General features: G+C 60.4%; 20 protein-coding genes. 14 read left to right on the top strand and 6 right to left on the bottom strand.

What is annotated here, in order from left to right; all coding sequences use genetic code 11:
• Positions 1-171: 171 nt before the first annotated feature.
• Genes ilvA through CAURIM_RS08545 form a run of 4 tightly spaced genes read left to right on the top strand, consistent with a single transcriptional unit; the run spans position 172 to position 2,768 of the window.
• The gene (ilvA, locus tag CAURIM_RS08560) at positions 172-1,455 is read left to right on the top strand and encodes a threonine ammonia-lyase IlvA (RefSeq protein WP_070643745.1); all 1,284 of its coding nucleotides are present in this window, start codon (positions 172-174) and stop codon (positions 1,453-1,455) included.
• Complete coding sequence (locus CAURIM_RS08555; protein WP_070643747.1) at positions 1,455-2,093, top strand: YigZ family protein; 639 nt, start codon at positions 1,455-1,457, stop codon at positions 2,091-2,093. The genes ilvA and CAURIM_RS08555 overlap by 1 nt, the downstream gene beginning before the upstream one ends.
• A gap of 45 nt (positions 2,094-2,138) precedes the next feature.
• Positions 2,139-2,375 (top strand): hypothetical protein, encoded by a 237-nt coding sequence (locus tag CAURIM_RS08550; protein ID WP_070445375.1) that lies wholly within the window; start codon positions 2,139-2,141, stop codon positions 2,373-2,375.
• A gap of 6 nt (positions 2,376-2,381) precedes the next feature.
• Positions 2,382-2,768 (top strand): RNA-binding S4 domain-containing protein, encoded by a 387-nt coding sequence (locus tag CAURIM_RS08545; RefSeq protein WP_408909931.1) that lies wholly within the window; start codon positions 2,382-2,384, stop codon positions 2,766-2,768.
• On the opposite strand, the gene CAURIM_RS08540 is transcribed toward CAURIM_RS08545, so the two are convergent.
• From CAURIM_RS08540 to CAURIM_RS08520, 5 genes are all read right to left on the bottom strand, one after another.
• Complete coding sequence (locus CAURIM_RS08540; RefSeq protein ID WP_070445378.1) at positions 2,765-3,769, bottom strand: GTP pyrophosphokinase; 1,005 nt, start codon at positions 3,767-3,769, stop codon at positions 2,765-2,767. The two genes, CAURIM_RS08545 and CAURIM_RS08540, sit on opposite strands and share 4 nt — an antisense overlap.
• Positions 3,770-3,820: 51 nt before the next feature.
• Complete coding sequence (locus CAURIM_RS08535; protein WP_236659250.1) at positions 3,821-4,456, bottom strand: hypothetical protein; 636 nt, start codon at positions 4,454-4,456, stop codon at positions 3,821-3,823.
• Positions 4,457-4,580: 124 nt separating this feature from the next.
• On the bottom strand, positions 4,581-5,966 hold the full coding sequence (locus CAURIM_RS08530; protein ID WP_070445385.1) for a 3'-5' exonuclease: 1,386 nt from the start codon (positions 5,964-5,966) through the stop codon (positions 4,581-4,583).
• 57 nt (positions 5,967-6,023) lie between these two features.
• The gene (gene glgX / locus CAURIM_RS08525; protein WP_201827831.1) at positions 6,024-8,249 is read right to left on the bottom strand and encodes a glycogen debranching protein GlgX; all 2,226 of its coding nucleotides are present in this window, start codon (positions 8,247-8,249) and stop codon (positions 6,024-6,026) included.
• Positions 8,250-8,263: 14 nt separating this feature from the next.
• The gene (locus tag CAURIM_RS08520; RefSeq protein WP_070711447.1) at positions 8,264-8,851 is read right to left on the bottom strand and encodes a TetR family transcriptional regulator; all 588 of its coding nucleotides are present in this window, start codon (positions 8,849-8,851) and stop codon (positions 8,264-8,266) included.
• 176 nt (positions 8,852-9,027) lie between these two features.
• On the opposite strand from CAURIM_RS08520, the gene CAURIM_RS08515 reads away from it, so the two are divergent.
• Both CAURIM_RS08515 and CAURIM_RS08510 read left to right on the top strand, forming a co-directional pair.
• Positions 9,028-9,774 (top strand): hypothetical protein, encoded by a 747-nt coding sequence (locus CAURIM_RS08515; RefSeq protein ID WP_201827834.1) that lies wholly within the window; start codon positions 9,028-9,030, stop codon positions 9,772-9,774.
• Positions 9,775-9,782: 8 nt separating this feature from the next.
• Complete coding sequence (locus tag CAURIM_RS08510) at positions 9,783-10,367, top strand: hypothetical protein (protein WP_236659251.1); 585 nt, start codon at positions 9,783-9,785, stop codon at positions 10,365-10,367.
• Here the strand turns inward: CAURIM_RS08510 and CAURIM_RS08505 are convergent.
• The gene (locus tag CAURIM_RS08505; RefSeq protein WP_201827837.1) at positions 10,326-11,249 is read right to left on the bottom strand and encodes a YbjN domain-containing protein; all 924 of its coding nucleotides are present in this window, start codon (positions 11,247-11,249) and stop codon (positions 10,326-10,328) included. The two genes, CAURIM_RS08510 and CAURIM_RS08505, sit on opposite strands and share 42 nt — an antisense overlap.
• Before the next feature lie 151 nt (positions 11,250-11,400).
• Between CAURIM_RS08505 and hisD the strand changes: the two genes are divergently transcribed.
• Genes hisD through CAURIM_RS08465 form a run of 8 tightly spaced genes read left to right on the top strand, consistent with a single transcriptional unit; the run spans position 11,401 to position 18,262 of the window.
• Positions 11,401-12,750, top strand: a complete 1,350-nt coding sequence (gene hisD / locus CAURIM_RS08500) for a histidinol dehydrogenase (RefSeq protein WP_070711445.1) — start codon at positions 11,401-11,403, stop codon at positions 12,748-12,750.
• A 3-nt stretch (positions 12,751-12,753) separates the two neighbouring features.
• Complete coding sequence (locus CAURIM_RS08495; RefSeq protein ID WP_070711444.1) at positions 12,754-13,857, top strand: histidinol-phosphate transaminase; 1,104 nt, start codon at positions 12,754-12,756, stop codon at positions 13,855-13,857.
• Between the two features lie 60 nt (positions 13,858-13,917).
• Complete coding sequence (gene hisB / locus CAURIM_RS08490; protein WP_201827840.1) at positions 13,918-14,550, top strand: imidazoleglycerol-phosphate dehydratase HisB; 633 nt, start codon at positions 13,918-13,920, stop codon at positions 14,548-14,550.
• Positions 14,551-14,555: 5 nt separating this feature from the next.
• Positions 14,556-14,738, top strand: a complete 183-nt coding sequence (locus tag CAURIM_RS08485; protein ID WP_070445412.1) for a hypothetical protein — start codon at positions 14,556-14,558, stop codon at positions 14,736-14,738.
• A gap of 50 nt (positions 14,739-14,788) precedes the next feature.
• A complete protein-coding gene (locus tag CAURIM_RS08480; RefSeq protein ID WP_070445416.1) occupies positions 14,789-16,009 on the top strand; it encodes an MFS transporter in 1,221 nt (406 codons plus the stop codon).
• Positions 16,006-16,641, top strand: coding sequence for an imidazole glycerol phosphate synthase subunit HisH (gene hisH, locus CAURIM_RS08475; RefSeq protein ID WP_070711442.1), 636 nt, complete (start codon positions 16,006-16,008; stop codon positions 16,639-16,641). Before CAURIM_RS08480 ends, hisH begins: the two co-directional genes overlap by 4 nt.
• A 30-nt stretch (positions 16,642-16,671) precedes the next feature.
• Positions 16,672-17,454 carry a bifunctional 1-(5-phosphoribosyl)-5-((5-phosphoribosylamino)methylideneamino)imidazole-4-carboxamide isomerase/phosphoribosylanthranilate isomerase PriA gene (priA, locus tag CAURIM_RS08470; protein ID WP_201827843.1) on the top strand — a complete coding sequence of 261 codons (783 nt, stop codon included), beginning with the start codon at positions 16,672-16,674 and terminating at the stop codon, positions 17,452-17,454.
• Between the two features lie 4 nt (positions 17,455-17,458).
• Positions 17,459-18,262 (top strand): inositol monophosphatase family protein, encoded by an 804-nt coding sequence (locus CAURIM_RS08465; protein WP_070643780.1) that lies wholly within the window; start codon positions 17,459-17,461, stop codon positions 18,260-18,262.
• The last annotated feature ends 20 nt before the right edge of the window (positions 18,263-18,282 follow it).

Below are 18,282 nucleotides of genomic sequence, written 5' to 3'. Positions count from 1 at the left end.
GACTCCTTGAAGCGAGACGAAAAAGATTCCGCATCACCGTACGTGCCGCCCATGACACTTTCGGGGAACAGAGCGTTGCGGCCAAGCGAGATCTAGGTAAACGTTCAGTGAATCGGTCGAATGCTAGGTAATGTGCGACGAAAGAATGGTGGGGCGCTAAAATGAGCCACCATGACAAGCACCCCGCAAGACTTCGAGCCAATCCACGCCTCTGATATTCAACTGGCCCAATCGCGAATTAGCTCGGAGATTGCCCCGACTCCGCTGCAATACTGCCCGCGACTGTCCCAGGAAACCGGCTATGAGGTGTACTTAAAGCGCGAGGACCTGCAAGACGTGCGCTCCTACAAGATCCGCGGGGCTATCTACGGCATGTCCAACCTCAGCGAAGAGCAGCGGACGCACGGCATCGTCACGGCGTCGGCGGGAAACCACGCCCAAGGAGTGGCTTATGCCTGCCGCACCATGGGAATCCACGGCAAAATCTACGTGCCGGAACCGACCCCGAAACAAAAACGCGACCGCATCTTGGTCCACGGCGGCGACCTCGTGGAACTCGTTGTCACCGGCGCCAATTTCGATGAGGCAGCAGCTGCTGCGCACGCGGATGCAGCGGAGCGCGGCGCCTTCTTCATCGAGCCTTTCGATTCGCGCGATACCGTCACCGGCCAGGGAACTGTGGCTGCGGAAATCGTCTCCCAGCTGTCTTCGATCGGTAAATCCCTCGATACCGTGGTGGTCCCCGTGGGCGGTGGCGGCCTTATTTCCGGCATCACCTCCTATCTCGCTGACATGGCCCCGCGCACGGCGGTGGTGGGCATTGAGCCGGCCGGGGCAGCGTCGCTCAGCGCAGCGTTCGCTGCTGGTGAGCCGGTGACCCTGGAGACCGTTGATCCCTTCGTCGACGGTGCCGCCGTCAAACGCATTGGTGAGCTGCCCTTCCAGATCTTGGAAGCCAACCAGGGCCGCCTGCACCATGACACCGTCTCCGAAGGCGCCGTGTGCACGGAACAGTTGGCGCTGTACCAAAACGAGGGCATTATCGCCGAACCCGCCGGCGCGCTGAGCGTGACCGGCCTGCGGACGCTCAACCTGCAGCCAGGCTCAACGGTGGTGTGCGTGATTTCCGGCGGCAACAATGACGTGCTGCGCTATGCCGAAATCATGGAGCGCTCCCTGGTGCACCGTGGACTCAAGCACTACTTCCTGGTGAATTTCCCGCAGGAGCCCGGCCAGTTGCGCCACTTCCTGCAGGATGTTCTTGGTCCAGAGGATGACATCACGCTGTTCGAGTACCTCAAGCGCAATAACCGTGAGACCGGTGCCGCGCTGGTAGGTATCGAGCTGGGGAGTGCCGCAGGTATCGACGGACTGCTGGAGCGCATGGAGGCGTCGAAGCTTAATTGCCAGCAACTAAAGCCAGGTACCCCCGAGTACGATTTTCTTGTCGCATAATGCTGGAGAGCTATCAGCGTCCCGTCGCCGGTGAGATTGTCGAGCACGAGATTGAGATCAAGCGTTCGCGGTTTATCACCCTTATCGGCCGCGCCACGACGGAAGAGGAAGCACGCGCGCTTATCGACGCCGCCCGCGACCGCTTCCCCGACGCCCGCCACCACTGCTCGGCCTATATCTACCACGTGGACGGCTCGAATCCAGTGGAGCGCTCCTCCGATGATGGCGAGCCCTCCGGCACGGCGGGCAAGCCCATGCTCGATGTTTTGAAGGGCTCCGGACTGCTCGATATCTGCGCGGTGGTCGTGCGATACTTTGGCGGTATCAAGCTGGGCGCGGGCGGGCTCGTTCACGCCTATGGCGGTGCCGTCAGCGAGACGATGGAGCAGGTTGAGCCCGTCACGCGTGCCCTACGCGAGCTCTATACCGTCGAGGTTTCCCACGCGGACGCCGGTCGCTTAGAGGCAGAGCTACGCAACCGGGGTGTGGACATGGTGGATACCGCCTACGCCCAAGCGGTGACTTTCACCGTGTCTGTGGAACCCGGCGGTGAGGAGGAGCTTGCGGCGACGCTCGCCGCGCTGACCCAGGGTGGGGTAGAGCCGAAGGAAGCTGGAACTGCCTGGGTGGAGCTTTAAGGCCGCGAGAAGGCCGCGAGTTTTTGGCCATGTAGAATAAGCCCCATGACTATGCAGCGACGCCCCAACAACCCCATTGAGCAACGCAAGCAAGCCGTGCGCACCCACGCACGCAACGGCGCTATCTGCGTCGTGGGCGGCGTCGCCGGCGGTGTCCTCCTAGGCTGGGCACTCACCGGATTCTGGACCTGGATGGCGATTGGTCTCATCGTGGCCGTGGTGGGTGGCGCGTACAACTGGGTCAAAATCCAGAAGATCGTGAACGAGAACCACAACCTATAAAAGCCCATGGTGAATCAGCCCGACGGGCGGCCCGTACGCATTGATGCTTGGGTTTGGTCCGTGCGCATGTTCAAGACCCGCTCGGAGGCCGCCACGGCGGTGCGCGCCGGGCACGTCAAACTCAACGGCAACGCCACTAAGCCCGCGCAGCAGGTCGTTCCTGGCGACCGCGTGCGCGTGTGGCGCAACCACCACGAGCATGACCTTGAGGTGCTCGCCACCGTGTCCAAGCGCGTCGGCGCCCCGATTGCGCGCACCTGCTACATCGACCACGCCCCGCCGCTACCGCCGAAGGAATTTATGCCCTCCGTCCCGGTCCGCCCGCGCGGTGCTGGCCGCCCGACGAAGAAGGAGCGCCGGCAGATGGAGAAATTCCGCGGTGGATTCCGCTAATTATTTCGGAAGTTCTTTAAGGCCTTCAGCCGAGCATTCAAGCGGCGCTTGCGGTCTTTGCGGTCACCGGCCTCGGCCGTGGCTTCGATGTGCTGGGCACCGAATTTGTTGAGCAGCAAGTCGTCGATAAGCCTGACCTGGCCCGGGCGGAAGCGGTAGCGCATGGCATCGTGTACGTGGGCGATGGCGTCATCGTCGAGCAGCTGCTTGAGCTGGCTCAAGCGTGTGATGCCGTTGTTGTCGAGCAACTCGGCAAGGAAGCGATAATGCTCCGAGCGTGAACGAGGGAAGCGGCTGCCCAGAATAATGGCGAGGACACCAGGGAGGGTCTCGGCTGTAATTTCCACGTCATCGCCTGCCTCAGAACTGGGGGCTTTGAGTGCGGCGATTTCATCGAATTGCTGGTCCGCCAGCTCAATCAGGCCCGCAGCCAGTGTGAAGAGGCGATCCACCTGCGGGGAAGGCGGGTTCGGGCCCTGCTTGTACCGGATATCGTGCTCAAATTCCGCCCAAGCGTGTTGTAGCACGGTGCGGATTTGAATCTCGAAGGTCCAGCCGATATAAGGCTCAAGTTCCTCCAGCGTGGCGGCGCTGTCCTCGGACACCGTCAGCACCAAATGGTGCGAGCCATAACCAAAACCACCAGAAATCCGCGTTTCCGCCGCCTTGTCCACCGAGCGCAGCACGGTAAAGGTTTCTCCCAAAACCTCTAGAGCTTCCGGGATAACCGTGGAGTGGAAGACGGTAATTCGCACCCCCAAAACATCGTGGATATCTTCCCACGGCTTCGGGTACATCAGCTCGCCGTTGTCGCGGCGCTTCTTCGCTTTCGCCTTGAGAGAAGGCCACAGCTTCACGCGGGTCGCTACGCGGTCAAAGATAATGCCGGCGTCGTTAAGCAAGTCCTCGATGGCATCGCGGAAATCCTGCGCCGCGGTAGGATGCGCGTGTACCCAGGAATGGTACTGGTTGCTCAGGCGGGACATGGATGATTCAGCCATCTTAAGAACGTGACTCCTTTCGGCCACGGCGGAGGAAGTATGGAGGTGTGTCTACACCTCCAGTGGAAAGCCGTTAGCTAATACTAGTGGTTGCAAGCTCAGCGGTGGTCGATGGCGCGGGCGCAATTCGGCCGCGCGGTAGGCCAGTTCCGTGGCGCGCTGCGGGGAAATGTTGAGCAGCGCGTAGAGAGTGTGCGCATCAGGCACGAGGTAGGTAATACTCCGAGCCTGGCTAAGCCGCTGCAAATGATTGTCCAGGATAACGAAGGCCTGCGGGTGAGCCAACCACGACGAGACAGCGCAGCGATGCACCCGCACCTCTAGGCCCTTTTCCGTTCTACCCAGTCCGAGTTCGGCAGGCCGGGTAAAGAAGCGCAGCCCCTGCTGCGTCAGTGCGCGGCGTTGCAGATTCAGCGCGGCAGCATCCCAAGCTTGGCGCACGGTCAAACCCATATCGTCCACAGCGCGCTGGCTCACGCGCTTGGCTTCGGTGCCTGTGCCGTGGACCAAGGACATCGATAGCGTCCGCGATAGCTGGAGGCTAGCAGGTGAATCACCGAAGCCATCATCACAGAGCTTGATTCCGTTGAGCTCCTCGCTCGGGCAGAGCGAGGGGAGCAGGTGGTCGATGCGGAGGGAGGTGGGCAGCGCGATGGTCATGGTGGATTTACTCCGAAAGGTAGGCAAGTGCAGATTCCTTGCCCTTATTGGACTGGGCTTTATGCCCACAGGTTCCCACTAGTTCGTAGAAAACCCACCACGCGCTAGAGCCTTGATGTTCTAGCGCCTCCGTGCTCAAGAGCTACGCAGGTTAGAACGGCGGAGCCTCATCAAGCTGCAGCTCCTCTAACAGCTTGTCTGTCTGCCAGATCGCGATGTCCTGGCCTTTGCCTTGCAGCTCCTCAGCGCGTTTTTCTTTAGAGGTCTTGGTAGCCCACTGGCCCACAACCAGGATGGTGGTCTTCTTCGTGACATTCTTGCCCACCTGGCCGCCGCGTTCAGCAATCTTGGACCACAAAAGGCCCTTGTCGAAAGGCTCGAAGTCACCGGTGAGAGTGACATTCTGAGCAAATAGCGCGCCTTCCGGATCCGCATCAGGATTGGGATCCGGGATGGTGTCCGGAGTGGATACGGATTGCCACGGGGCTGCACCACGGCGCTCCTTAGCGGCGGAGCCCTTCTTCTTCGAGCCCGAGGCTGTACCCGCCATGCGCGTCTTGTCGCGGAAATCCGTACCAGCGCCCAAGTCGGCAGCGGAGAGGGGAGCGGTGTTGGCGCGCAGGACCGGGATGACGGAGTCCTCGCTCAACGTGCCCAGCGCAAAATCACGGGTGGTGAACAAGTCTTCAATGCTTCCGGAGTGACCAAAGCGCTGCGCTAGGGCACTGACAATCTCGCCCGCCGCGCGGGCGTCGGCTGTGGCCTCGTGATGGCGGAAATCCTCGGCACCGAGGTAGGAGGCAACGGTGGGAAGTTTATGGTTGGCCACGTCGATGACGCCTGCACGGGAGGCGTCGCGGGCCAGTGCCAGGGAACACGCTAAGCGAAGTTCTGGCACCGGCGCGTCGGCCTTCTTGAGGCCACTGCGCAGGGCCGTGGAATCGAATTGCGCGTTGTGGGCTACTAGCGTGTCTGTGCCGAGGAACTCGAAGAGCTCGGCGGCGGCATCAGCGAAAGGTAAAGTATCAGCGACGTCCTCCGCTGTGATGCCATGGATGCTGATGTTGACCTCGTCGAAGTGCTCGAGCCCCGGTGGGGGAGTGCACAGCCACGTGCGGGACTCGGTCTCTTCGCCATCGCGGAAGCGAACCGCACCGATCTGGCAGACCGAGCCCCAGTTATCGTTGGCGGTTTCCACATCGACGGCGGTGAAGTTGAGCCCCTGCACACCACTGCTGGCAGCCGGTGCTTCGCCGCGCAGCGCTGCCTCAACCGCGCGGGCAAATGCGGCCGCGTCTTGGCCGGGGGCGAAGCGGATGATCGTGTCCCCAACGGTCCCTGCAGAATCGCTCGTGCCGCGCACTATGACCTGCCCAAACCCTGTCTCCGTTGGTTCCGTGCACTCCACGCCCGTGGCATCAGCTAAGGAGAGAGCCTCGCGGGCTGGGGCGCCAAGGGAAGCGGCTAGCTGGGAGCGTTGGACGGTGAGTGCATCGGTGGTGACATCAATGACAGCACCGTGGGCGGTATAGGACACGGTTTCCTTTCAAGGACGGGGTTAATGGTGGACAGCAGACGGTGGAGTGCAGTCTAGCTATCGGCTTTCTTCTGCCGTGGCAGCGGATTGCGCAGAGTCATCGCTGTCGTCGAAAACTGGGGGCTCAGTCTGGCGCAGGATCAGCGTTGTGCGCGGCTGTACCACGATGGAACCTTCGGCTGCGATGAGCTTCTCCTCGTCCGGATAGCCACCGGAATCAGAGGTGTCGACGATGAGCCTCCAACTAGCACCCAGGTCCTTCTTGGGCAGCGTGAACTCGATGTCTTCGTGGTGAGCGTTGAAAATCATGATGAAGGAATCATCCGTAATGCGTTCACCGCGGGCAGTGGTTTCCGTAATCGCGTTACCGTTGAGATAGACCATGAGGGCCTTGCCGAACTCAAAATCCCAGTCCTGCGGGGTCATGAGTTTGCCGGAGGGCACGAGCCAGGCAATATCGCGATCTTTCACCTCAGAGCCAAAGGGGCCACCAGCCAAGAAACGCTGGCGGCGGAACACCGGGTGGTTCTTGCGGATGTTGATCAGGCGCTTGGTAAAGCCGTGCATGGCGACGTTCTTTTCCTGCTCCAACATCGACCAATCGATCCAGGAAATCTCGTTGTCCTGGCAATACACGTTGTTATTGCCGTCTTGGGTGCGGCCCAGCTCATCACCATGGCACAGCATCGGGGTGCCCTGGGATAGCAGGAGGGTAGTGAGGAAATTGCGGACCTGGCGGCGTCGGAGCTTTTTAATCTCTTCGTCGTCAGTCGGCCCTTCCACGCCATGGTTCCACGAGCGGTTGTGGGACTCACCGTCGCGATTGTCTTCACCGTTCTCGGAATTGTGCTTTTCGTTATAGGACACCAAATCACGAAGCGTAAAGCCATCGTGCGCGGTGATGAAGTTGATAGACGCGGTGGGGCGGCGGCCGTTGTTGGCATAGAGATCGGAGGAACCAGTCAGGCGTGAGGCAAACTCACCCATTGTCGCCGGCTCCCCGCGCCAGAAATCACGGACGGTATCGCGGTACTTGCCGTTCCATTCGCTCCAGATGGGCGGGAAGTTGCCAACTTGGTAGCCGTTATGGCCCACGTCCCAGGGCTCGGCGATGAGCTTGACCTTGGAGACCACCGGGTCCTGCTGGACCAAATCGAAGAAAGTGGCGAGCTTATCCACATCATCGAGTTCGCGCGCCAGAGTGGACGCGAGGTCGAACCGGAAGCCATCCACGCGCATCTCCGTCACCCAGTAACGCAGCGAATCCATAATCAGCTGGAGGGAGTGCGGGTGACGGACATTCAGGGAGTTACCGGTACCGGTGTAGTCCATGTAGTGCTCGGGGTTGTCATCAACCAAGCGGTAGTAGGCGTGGTTATCAATGCCGCGGAAGGCGATGGTGGGGCCCATGTGGTTGCCTTCGGCGGTGTGGTTGTAGACCACATCGAGGATGATCTCGATTCCGGCCTCATGGAAGGCACGAACCATGGCCTTGAACTCAGCGACCACCTCGCCAGGCTTCTTGGCGTAGGCATAGTCAGCATGCGGGGCGAAGAACCCGAAGGTGTTATAACCCCAGTAGTTGCGCAGGCCCAGCTGGCGCAGGCGATCATCCTGTAAGAACTGGTGAACCGGCAGCAGCTCGACGGCCGTCACTCCCAAGTCCTTGAAGTAGTTAATGATCGCTGGGTGTGCCATACCGGCGTAGGTACCGCGCAGCTCCTCCGGCACATCCGGGTGCGTCATAGTCATGCCCTTGACGTGGGCTTCGTAGATAATTGTTTCGTTATCCGGGGTGTGCGGGCGGTTGTCGCCGTGCCACTCGAAGAACGGGTTGATGACCACGGAGAGCATGGTGTGGCCCAAGGAGTCATCCTGGTTGCGGCCGCTGCCGGGTTCCTCTGCGAAGATATCGTAGGAGTACAGCGAGGGATCCCCGTCAAAGTCGCCGTCGAAGGCGCGAGCATAAGGATCGACAAGAAGTTTTGAGGGATCGCAGCGCAGACCATTTTCTGGTTCATAAGGGCCGTGGATGCGGTATCCATAGCGCTGCCCGGGGCTGACGTTCGGGAGGTAGGCGTGCCAGACGTGTGCGGTGATCTCAGTTAATTCGATGCGGTCTTCGTTACCGTCCTGGTCAATGAGGCAGAGCTCAACCTTCTCGGCGATTTCGGAAAAGATAGCAAAATTAGTACCGGCTCCATCATAGGTGGAGCCGAGCGGGGAGGGGGAACCAGGCCACACCTGGCGAGATGGCGTTAGGTCAGCACGGGTCTCAGTCATGAGGCTTAGCTTAGTCAATTCTGATGCATGTGATCGCTTCGCAGTGATCTTAAGCCGGCGACCATCAGCTCCGCTGCGCGCACCGAGGTGGCGTCCACCGGCGTGGTCTCGGAAGCTGTAGACGCTGTGCTTGGCGACGTCCCGCCTGGAGTCGCCCCACTGAGCTGTTCGCGGGATTGCTCCATGAAAGTAGCGCCCAGCGTGTAGTGGATCAGAGTGCGGGCGGCGACGGCTCTATCCTCCGGCGAGGCATCGGGTGCCTCCTTCTGCAGTGCCTTGGTGAATAGCTTTTCCACGTCAGCGCTCGCTGAGGACTCAGGGAAGGATGCTCCGGCGATGGCCACTTCAGCTCCATCGCGCCAGCGTTGCAGCTCATTGTGCAGCGAGCTGACCAGCTCCGCCGTGCTTTCCCCGGTGACGGGAGCGAGTATTTCTGCGGTCATGGCGGCGATCAGTGATTGTTTGTTGGCCACGTGCCAGTACAGCGCGCCGGGTGCGACTCCGAGGTTGGTGGCGACTCGGCGCATAGTGACATCAGCAAGGCCGTATTGGGTCAAAAGCTCAAGGGCGGTGGAAACGATAGCGTCGCGAGAAAGATGCACACGACCAACTCTACGCGGCAAGAGAAAACCCTCGTGAGGCTCACAGGAAGCTTCAAGGTGTAGAATATGAATTCTTCAAACAGCGCTTGTTAAGGTTATGTGAGTTGCCCAAGAGCAAACACTGCGTCCCGCGTGGTTTAACCTATCGCTCTCTATGTACATTTAGGAGTTTTCCCTTGTCTTTTCTGACACCTGCCAAGAAGTCCCTCGTTGCTGTTGCACTCGTTGCACCGCTTTCCTTGGCTGCTTGTGGTTCCGATGATGAGAATGCAGGTGACACTGCGTCCTCTGCGGCAAAGACCACCACGACTACGAAGTCTAAGGAAAAGACGTCTGAGAAGAAGACGGAAGAGAAGACTTCTGAGGAGAAGAAGGAGGGGGAGGACAAGAAGGACGGCGAAGAGAATAAGGACGAAGCTGCCAAGCCGGAGGGGGAGAACCCCGAGGCTGCTAACCAGACTCTGGCCAACCCCTTCGAAGAAGGCGCTGATCCTTTCCAGAACATGCCCAAGGTCGAACCGGTTCAGGGTGAAGCTGCCAGCCAGGAGGATATCGACGGTATTAACACCCTAGTACGCGGTATGTATGAGCAGCAGACCATGCGTTCCTTTGTGAAGTACCTCCCGGAGCACACCTGCGCGGCTATCCGCAACGATCCGAACTCCGGCCTCGATCAGGTTGATTACAACCAGGTTCCGGATGTTCCGATGAACCAGCTCAAGGACATGATGGCGGCAGCGGGCCAGGATACCTCCCAGATGGATGGCTTTGACTGGTCCAAGACCGGTGTTGAGTCCATCAACGATGTTGTGGTTAACGGTGACGATGCTTCCGCGACTGTGAACGTTAACACCAGCCAGGGCATGGATAGCTCCACCATGCGCTTCAAGCGTGAGAACGGTAACTGGACCTTCTGCGGCTAGAGAGTATCGTGCCTGGACTGCGTGCTCCTAGCCTTCGCATACCCCGCGCCATTGGATTCGGCGCGGGGTTGCTCGCGTTAGCACTCTTTGGATTCTCTGCAGCCGGCGCCGCGTGGGGACTGTGGCGTCCAGCTCTCAAGGGGCACCGGGTTGATGATGGCGGCTACGCCTTGAGCAACGTTGCCGACGTGCAATTTGATTCCTATATCACCTTCGTACTGATCACCGGAGTTCTCAGCGCGGCCCTGGGGGCTACTGCCTACATGCGAGGTGAGCGCTACCGTGGCGTCGGCGTACTGCTGTGGGTGGCTCTGGCTGCTCTGGCTGGCGCGGCATCCTTTTATGTCTTCGGTGGAGCCACCGCCACTAATATTCCCGAGAATCCCGGAGAGTATGTAGAGTTTGTGCCGAAATTCTCGCCGGGTAGTGCCTGGCTGGTAGGGCCGTTTATGGCCATGTTTGCCTACTGGTCCGCGCTATTCATCGATTCGCCTTGCGATGCTGTGAGCGAGAGGGATTCGGAAGGAAATGAGGTGCCGGTCGACGGCGCGCTAGGGCCACGCGACGGGGGAGGAGCCTACCGCCTCCCGTGAGATGTCATCGATGCCGTGGAGTACATGTTTGATGCCGCGGCCGAGGGCGGTGATCAATTGGGCGTCGGAAAGCCCGGCACCCGTCATAACCGCGTAATCGATGCGTACCTGCAACCCATCAATGTTTGAGTGGCAGAAGGCGGAGGCTGAGTGATTGGTCCGGTTCCAGTCATTGCAAATGAGGAAGATTTTGGAGAACTCGCTGCCCGCGAGGTTGGGATCCCAATGGCCTTTGATGATGAGGCTGGGGCCGGAATCGATGGCGAAAGCAAAGAGGACATCATTGATCCAGGCATAGACGGCCTCGTCAGCATCCGCCTGGAAGCGTGTAATTCCGAGGGCCGGCAAGAGTTCCCCGAGCCGAGCGGTGTCGACGTCGGCGACGGGGCCGTCGAGTTCTGTTTCTTCTTCCGGAGCCGTTGGGCGGGGAAGCGTGAGAACGGGGAAGTGATCGGCCAATTCTTCGAGGCAGGCCGCGGCGTTGTGGAGTGCTGGCAGAACCGAAGCGGAAAGCTGGGATGTTGTAGGTTTCTGGTGAACCACGAGGAAGGAATGCCCCCACACCTCTACCGCGGTAGGTGCCGAATAGTTGAGGATGAGGTGTGGCGAGAGGCAGTCATGGTTCCAGTCATTGACGAATTCACTGAGAGCAGGAATGTCGCCGAAACCTAGAACGCCGTGATGGGTGGTGTAGAAACGCAGGATTGGTTCGCCCTCGGTGTCCATGAAAGCGCGGGTTTCCCCAAGCGGTGGGTGAGGGAAGAGGAGCTCGTGTGCGGTGACCCGAATGCAATCGAGGCTTTCGCGGTGTGCGAGGTTTTCGACGCGGGCAAGCAGGTTGGAAGGAGGCTGGCTGTCCAGGCCATCGGCGCCGTTGCTCATCTCGCCGCCTCCCTTCACCGATTCGGGGTCCCGGAATGTGTTACTAGTGGCACATTCTATAACCCCTACCTGCCAGCTCGCTGGCTTTTCGGTCCAGGTATAGTAATGGGAAGGTATAGAAACCGCTGCATATTATAAAAGGGGTCTGAGCATGCTAAGAACCATCGACCTGCGTGGAGAGGAACTCACCACCTCCCGGCTGCGCCGAGTCCTGCCGCGAGGGGGAACGGACGTGTCCTCAGTGATGGGCACCGTCATCCCCATGGTGGAGAAAGTCCGCGAGGGTGGTGCGGCGGCGGCCCTCGATTTCGGCGAAAAATTCGACGGAGTCCGCCCCGCCGCAGTGCGAGTACCTAAGGAGGAGATGAAGAAGGCTGCCGAGGACCTGGACCCGAGTGTGCGAGCAGCCATCGAAGAATCTATCGCGCGCGTGCGCGCCGTTCACGCTGATCAGAAGCCGGCTTCGCACACGACGACACTGGCACCAGGCGCGACGGTCACCGAGGTCTTCCAGCCCATCGAGCGAGTAGGGCTCTACGTCCCGGGCGGCAAGGCGGTGTATCCGTCTTCCGTCATTATGAATGCCGTCCCCGCCCAAGAAGCGGGCGCTGCGGCGATGGTCGTGGCTTCTCCGCCGCAGAAGGAATTCGGTGGGCTGCCACACCCGACAGTGCTGGCCACGTGCCACATGCTGGGCGTGGATGATGTCTGGGCCGTCGGCGGCGGGCAAGCCATCGCGCTTCTGGCCTACGGCGATGATGAACCCGCCACGGGTGAAGAAGCTCTGGAGCCTGTCGATATCATCACCGGCCCCGGCAACGTCTTTGTTGCTGCCGCTAAGCGCGCGGTGCAGGGAGTGGTGGGAATTGATGCAGAAGCTGGTCCTACCGAGATCGCCATCCTGGCCGATGAGACCGCTAACCCCGTCTACGTGGCCTATGACCTCATTTCCCAGGCGGAGCACGATCCCATGGCTGCCTCCGTGCTCATCACCGATTCTGAGGACTTTGCCGCTGCGGTGAATGCGGAGGTAGCTCAGCGCTATACCGCCACCGCCAACGCCGAGCGCGCAGCTGAGGCATTGCGCGGAGAACAGTCCGGCATCGTCCTGGTCGACGACCTCGAGACAGGTATCGCTGTCGCGGACGCCTATGCCGCTGAGCACTTGGAGGTACACACAAAGAATGCCCGGGCAGTTGCGGAGCGTATCCGCCACGCCGGCGCGATCTTCGTTGGTGAATACTCGCCCGTACCGCTCGGAGATTATTCCGCCGGTTCCAACCACGTTTTGCCTACCTCAGGAACCGCGCGGTTTAGCGCCGGGCTGTCGACGCACACCTTCCTACGGCCGGTCAACCTCATCGAGTACGACCGCGCGGCACTCGGCGAGGTAGCTCAGAATGTCATTGCCTTCGCCACTGCAGAAGACTTGCCCGCCCATGGCGAAGCAATTGCGGCACGATTCGCTGATGACACCGATACCCAGAAAGAAGAGGCTTAAGCAATGGCTGAGTTGAAGGATCTTCCCCTTCGCGAAGAATTGCGCGGCTCCAGCGCCTATGGAGCCCCGCAGCTGACGGTGACCAACCAGCTCAACACCAACGAGAACCCCTATCCGCCCTCGGAGGCGCTGGTGAAGGACATGGTGGCGGCCGTCGAGAAGCACGCGCGTCAGCTCAACCGTTACCCAGAGCGCGATGCCGTGGAGCTGCGCACGGCACTGGCGGAGTACGTCAGTGAGCAGACCGGGGTGGCTGTCAGCGTGGAGAACGTCTGGGCAGCTAACGGCTCCAATGAGGTTCTGCAGCAGCTGCTGCAGGCCTTTGGCGGGCCGGGGCGTAGCGCGCTGGGATTTACACCGAGCTATTCGATGCACCCCATTCTATGCGCGGGCACCCAAACCGAATTCATCTCCTGCCCACGCGATGCGGATTTCCGTATTGATGAGGAGGAGGCGTTGGAGGCCGTCGCCAAGCACCGCCCCGACGTCGTTTTCATCACAACACCGAACAATCCCACCGGTGATGTCACCCCGATTGATGTGGTGGAGAAGATCGTGCAGGCCGCGCCGGGCATCGTCATCGTGGACGAGGCCTATATGGAATTCTCGCCTTCGCCTTCTGCGACCACGCTGCTGGAGAAATATCCGACCAAGCTCGTGGTCTCGCGCACGATGTCCAAGGCCTTCGACTTCGCCGGCGGACGTTTGGGCTACTTCGTGGCAGATCCGGCGTTCGTGGAAGCCGTCATGCTCGTTCGTTTGCCCTATCACCTGTCGGTTCTCTCCCAGATCGCGGCCACCGTTGCCCTTGCGCATAAGGAAGAGACCTTGGGAACTGTGGCCAAACTATCGGCGGAGCGGGACCGGGTTGTCGCACGGCTTAAGGAGCTCGGATACTACGTCGTACCCAGCGAATCCAACTTCGTCTCCTTCGGCCGCTTTGCCGATCAGCACGCGGTGTGGCAAGGATTCCTGGACCGCGATGTCCTGATTCGTGATAACGGTGTACCGGGTCTCTTGCGCGCCACGATCGGTCTGCCTGAAGAGAATGATGCCTTCCTTTCGGCCGCGGCGGACTTGGCAGATACAGTAGAGATGACTAACTAAAAACGATGATGAAATGAGCCCACATTGTGGGCTCATGACTTGAAGAAGGAGCGTGGGGCAATGAGTGCTGGCGACGCTGTACGTCACAACCATGGCGGCCGCATTGGCCGCGCAGAGCGCGTCACCGGGGAGACAAAGATCTCTGTAGAAATAAACCTCGATGGCACCGGCCAGGCGGATATTTCGACGGGGCTGCCGTTCTTTGACCACATGCTTAACGCTGTGTGCACCCACGGCTCCTTCGATCTTCGCGTTCACGCTGAGGGCGATATTGACATCGATGCTCACCACACGGTCGAAGACACCGCTATCGTGCTGGGCCGTGCCTTTCTGGAGGCGGTGGGGGATAAGTCCGGGATCCGCCGTTTCGGCTCCCAGCTCCTCCCCATGGATGAAACGCTGGTGGAGGCCGTCGTCGATATCTCAGGGCGTCCCTACTTTGTGATGAATGGCGAGCCGGAGAACATGGAGTGGCAGATTATCGGTGGGCATTACGCCACGGTTATCAACCGACACTTCTTCGAAACCTTTGCCACGCACTCGGCGACGACCTTGCACGTCAACGTGCGTTACGGCCGCGATCCGCATCACATCACGGAGGCCGAGTACAAGGCAGTGGCCCGTGCTCTGCGCCAGGCTACTGAGCGGGATCCGCGCGTGAACGGAGTTCCTTCGACGAAGGGAGCACTCTAAGACTTATGAATGTAATGGTTCTCGTTCTCTTTCTGGTCGCCGGGTTGCTCGTCGGTGGTGCGTGGGCGGCATACCAGAACGGGTCGGTGCTGATGACTGTGGTCGCGGGTGCGCTCGCGGCGATCTCCGTGACTGCCGCCTTGGTCTGGTTCCTTGACATCTTTTCAGCAGGATTGGCGGCGAAGTGATAGAAAAGACCCCTCAGAGCGTATGGAAGGTTGCTGGCTTTAAGGAAACCATGATCGCGGTGGTTTCCGCTTTTGGTGCTTGGTCGGTCTTGCTGCCTGTGGTGCCGCTGGCCGTGCTGGATGCCGGCGGTTCCGCGACATTGGCTGGTGCCACGACCGGCGTGTTCATGCTGGCCACAGTGCTTACCCAAATGGCAACACCGATGCTGCTGCGCATCTTTGGCTACCGCCCGATTATGGCGGCCGCGGCGCTGTTGCTGGGGCTGCCGGCGTTGGGGCACATGCTGGGCGATGCAGCCCCGATCGCCCTAGGCTTTTCCGCTCTGCGCGGTATAGGCTTCGGTGCGCTCACAGTGGCGGAGAACGCACTCATCGCGGAAATCACGCCACGGCGCCTGCTGGGTAAGGCCACGGGAATTTTCGGCCTATTCATCGGTGCAGCCCAAATGGCCTTCTTGCCTGTGGGCCTCGCGGTGGCTTCAGCCTTTAACTACAACACGGTGTATCTTCTGGCTGCTGGTCTTGGCTTACTAGGATTCTTCACGTGCATTCTGGTGCCGCAAATCAAAGCCGCTCCAGTGGGGTCGCCGGACCCCTCAGACACCACCCCGCGCGCCCCGATGTGGAAGCTCGTGCTCGTCCCAGCACTGGCGCTGATGAGTTTTTCCGTGAGCTATGGCGTGGCATCTAACTTCATTTCTCCGGCGGTGCGTGAGTTGGATCCTGAGCGCGGCGCTGTCTTGGGCGGCCTCATGCTATCGGTGATTGGTGGTTCGGCCATGATCGCGCGCTATGTGGCCGGTGTGGTGGCGGACCGAGTAGGCCAGCCAGGCACGCTGATGATTCCCGCTCAGGCTTTTTCAGTCTTAGGCGTGGGGCTTATCGCCGCCGTGCTGTGGCAAGAATGGTCAGTATGGCTGCTCGTGTTCGGCACGGTCATCTACGGTGCGGGTTTCGGCATCGTGCAAAATGAGGCGCTGTTGTCGATGTTCGACCGTCTCCCGCGCGAGCGCCTCTCGGAGGGCTCTGCGGTGTGGAATATTTTCTACGACGGCGGCACGGGCCTTGGCTCGACGGTGCTCGGCGCCGTCGTGGCTATGTCTGGTTATTATGGCGCGTTCGCCGCTGGCGCCGCCATCATCGCGGTGGGCCTGCTCATGTCTGCGGCTGACCTCGCCTTGGGCAAGACCCGCGTGAGCGAGCTGAATGACATCCAAACCCGCCTGCGCATGATTAGAAGGCCGAGGAGACCCGGAAAGGAAGCACGATGAGCTCACACGACGTAGTAGTCCTGGATTATGGCGCTGGCAATGTCCGGTCGGCAGTGCGCGCGCTGGAGAGGGTCGGTGCCACCGTCGCGGTGACCGCGGACCCGAAACAGGCGGTAGAGGCCGATGGCCTTTTGGTCCCCGGAGTGGGGGCGTTCGCTGCCTGCATGGAGGGCCTGCGCGCCGCACAGGGGCCGCGAATCATTGGTCAGCGATTGGCTGGTGGTCGCCCCGTTTTGGGGATTTGCGTAGGCATGCAGATTCTTTTTGAGTCAGGCACTGAACACGGCGTGCACACCGAAGGTTGCGGCGAGTGGCCCGGGGAGGTTACCCGTTTGCAGGCTCCCGTCCTCCCGCACATGGGATGGAACACCGTGGAGCTTCCTAGCGGAAGCCGCATGTTTGAAGGCGTGAGCCCGGAGGATCGCTTTTATTTCGTGCATTCCTATGCCGCGCGGAACTGGGAGCTGGAGACCGAGATTACGGAGCCGCCGAAGGTGGCGTGGTCGGAGTATGGCGGTGACCGTTTTGTCGCTGCGGTAGACAATGGCGCATTGTGGGCCACCCAATTTCACCCGGAGAAATCTGGTGACGTTGGTTCGCAGCTGCTGAAGAACTGGATAGGAACGCTTTAAAGAGTCCGCGTGAAAGGTAGACTACCCACCATGAGTTTTACACTGTTGCCCGCGGTTGATGTCGTTGATGGTCAGGCAGTTCGCCTTGATCAAGGAGAGGCCGGAACCGAGAAATCCTATGGCTCGCCGCGTGAGGCTGCCCTGAAGTGGCAGGCTCAGGGTGCGCAGTGGCTGCATGCAGTCGATTTGGACGCGGCTTTTGGCCGCGGATCCAACCATGAACTGCTCGCCGAAATCACCACAAGCGTGGACCTGAACGTGGAGCTGACCGGCGGGATTCGAGATGATGAATCTCTGGCCCGAGCTCTCGCCACCGGTGCGCGCCGCGTCAATATTGGTACCGCGGCTTTGGAGAACCCTGACTGGATTGCCAAGGCTCTGGCAGAACACGGTGACTGCATCGCAGTGGACTTGGCGGTCCGCCTGGTGGATGGCGAGTGGCGGACGCGAGGTAACGGCTGGGTATCTGATGGCGGCGACCTCTGGGAGGTCCTCGAACGCCTCGATGCGGCTGGTTGTACTCGCTTCGTAGTAACGGACGTGTCCAAGGACGGTACGCTGCAGGGCCCCAACATTGAGTTGTTGCGTGAGGTCGCGGCCGCTACAGAAGCCAAGGTCACTGCTTCCGGAGGAATTTCCACCCTGGATGATCTGCGTGAATTGGCCCTCTACGAAAATGAGGGAATTGATTCCGCCATCATCGGTAAGGCTCTCTATGAGGAGCGCTTCACGCTGGAGGAAGCTCTCGCTGCCGTTGCAGAGGTTACCCCGCTGCCGGGAGAGGAATACATCGACCCGATCGAGGAGAGGTAGGCCGATGGCCCCGATGACAGGAACTTCGGAGTCGGACCCACGCGAGCTTGTTGCCTTTGCGGAGGCAGCGGTGGATCACGTTGATGATCTCTTCCGCAGGGGCCTCGGCGCAGCACCCGCGCGTTTCAAGGGCGAGGGAGACTTTGCCACCGAGGTAGATCTGGTCATTGAGCAGCAGTTGCGTCAAACGCTGAGTCAGCTCACCGGAATCCCGGTGCTCGGCGAGGAATACGGGGGAGACCTCCAAGAGACGATCTGGGTCGTGGACCCAGTGGATGGAACCGCGAACTATTCCGCGGGAAATCCGTGCTGCGGAATTCTTGTCACGCTTTTGCACGAAGCGAAGCCCGTCGTCGCAGTCGCAGATTTTCCTTTGCTAAACCGTCGCGTCGTCGCGGCACAAGGCATGCCACTGCGCACCAGCGGCGGCCCCTCGACCGGTTTCGGGGGCGGCGAGGAGGCTCAGGGCTTCGACGAGGCCCGCGGTCATGTGGGCTGTTCCTCACACCTGCCAACCGATTTGTTCAAGGACCTCCGAGAGACCGGGTTGCGTCCCCGCATGACTGGGTCGGTGGGGCTGGACAATGCCTTCGTGGCCCAAGGCGTGTTTGATGGGGCGGTGAATTTCTCGCCGCACCCATGGGATAACGCGGCGGGTGCGCTCATGATCAAGGCCGCCGGTGGCCGCGTGAGTGATCCAGAAGGAAATGAGTGGACCGCCAACTCGAAGGGCTTTGTGGGAGGAACCCCGCAGGTTCATGCCACAATTCTGGATGCCATCGCCCGAAATCCTCGTGGGGAGCGCTAGGCTTCGGCACTAAACCCCAG

It is taken from the genome of Corynebacterium aurimucosum, assembly GCF_030408555.1.
Taxonomy (GTDB): Bacteria; Actinomycetota; Actinomycetes; order Mycobacteriales; family Mycobacteriaceae; genus Corynebacterium; species Corynebacterium aurimucosum.
This window is presented reverse-complemented; position numbering and strand designations above follow the sequence as displayed.

Bases quoted from the DNA above. Each gene is read 5' to 3' on its own strand.
- ilvA (WP_070643745.1), top strand. From the start codon at position 172: ATGACAAGCACCCCGCAAGACTTCGAGCCAATCCACGCCTCTGATATT.
- CAURIM_RS08555 (WP_070643747.1), top strand. From the start codon at position 1,455: ATGCTGGAGAGCTATCAGCGTCCCGTCGCCGGTGAGATTGTCGAGCAC.
- CAURIM_RS08550 (WP_070445375.1), top strand. From the start codon at position 2,139: ATGACTATGCAGCGACGCCCCAACAACCCCATTGAGCAACGCAAGCAA.
- CAURIM_RS08545 (WP_408909931.1), top strand. From the start codon at position 2,382: ATGGTGAATCAGCCCGACGGGCGGCCCGTACGCATTGATGCTTGGGTT.
- CAURIM_RS08540 (WP_070445378.1), bottom strand. From the start codon at position 3,769: ATGGCTGAATCATCCATGTCCCGCCTGAGCAACCAGTACCATTCCTGG.
- glgX (WP_201827831.1), bottom strand. From the start codon at position 8,249: ATGACTGAGACCCGTGCTGACCTAACGCCATCTCGCCAGGTGTGGCCT.
- CAURIM_RS08505 (WP_201827837.1), bottom strand. From the start codon at position 11,249: ATGAGCAACGGCGCCGATGGCCTGGACAGCCAGCCTCCTTCCAACCTG.
- hisD (WP_070711445.1), top strand. From the start codon at position 11,401: ATGCTAAGAACCATCGACCTGCGTGGAGAGGAACTCACCACCTCCCGG.
- CAURIM_RS08495 (WP_070711444.1), top strand. From the start codon at position 12,754: ATGGCTGAGTTGAAGGATCTTCCCCTTCGCGAAGAATTGCGCGGCTCC.
- hisB (WP_201827840.1), top strand. From the start codon at position 13,918: ATGAGTGCTGGCGACGCTGTACGTCACAACCATGGCGGCCGCATTGGC.
- CAURIM_RS08485 (WP_070445412.1), top strand. From the start codon at position 14,556: ATGAATGTAATGGTTCTCGTTCTCTTTCTGGTCGCCGGGTTGCTCGTC.
- CAURIM_RS08480 (WP_070445416.1), top strand. From the start codon at position 14,789: ATGATCGCGGTGGTTTCCGCTTTTGGTGCTTGGTCGGTCTTGCTGCCT.
- hisH (WP_070711442.1), top strand. From the start codon at position 16,006: ATGAGCTCACACGACGTAGTAGTCCTGGATTATGGCGCTGGCAATGTC.
- priA (WP_201827843.1), top strand. From the start codon at position 16,672: ATGAGTTTTACACTGTTGCCCGCGGTTGATGTCGTTGATGGTCAGGCA.
- CAURIM_RS08465 (WP_070643780.1), top strand. From the start codon at position 17,459: ATGGCCCCGATGACAGGAACTTCGGAGTCGGACCCACGCGAGCTTGTT.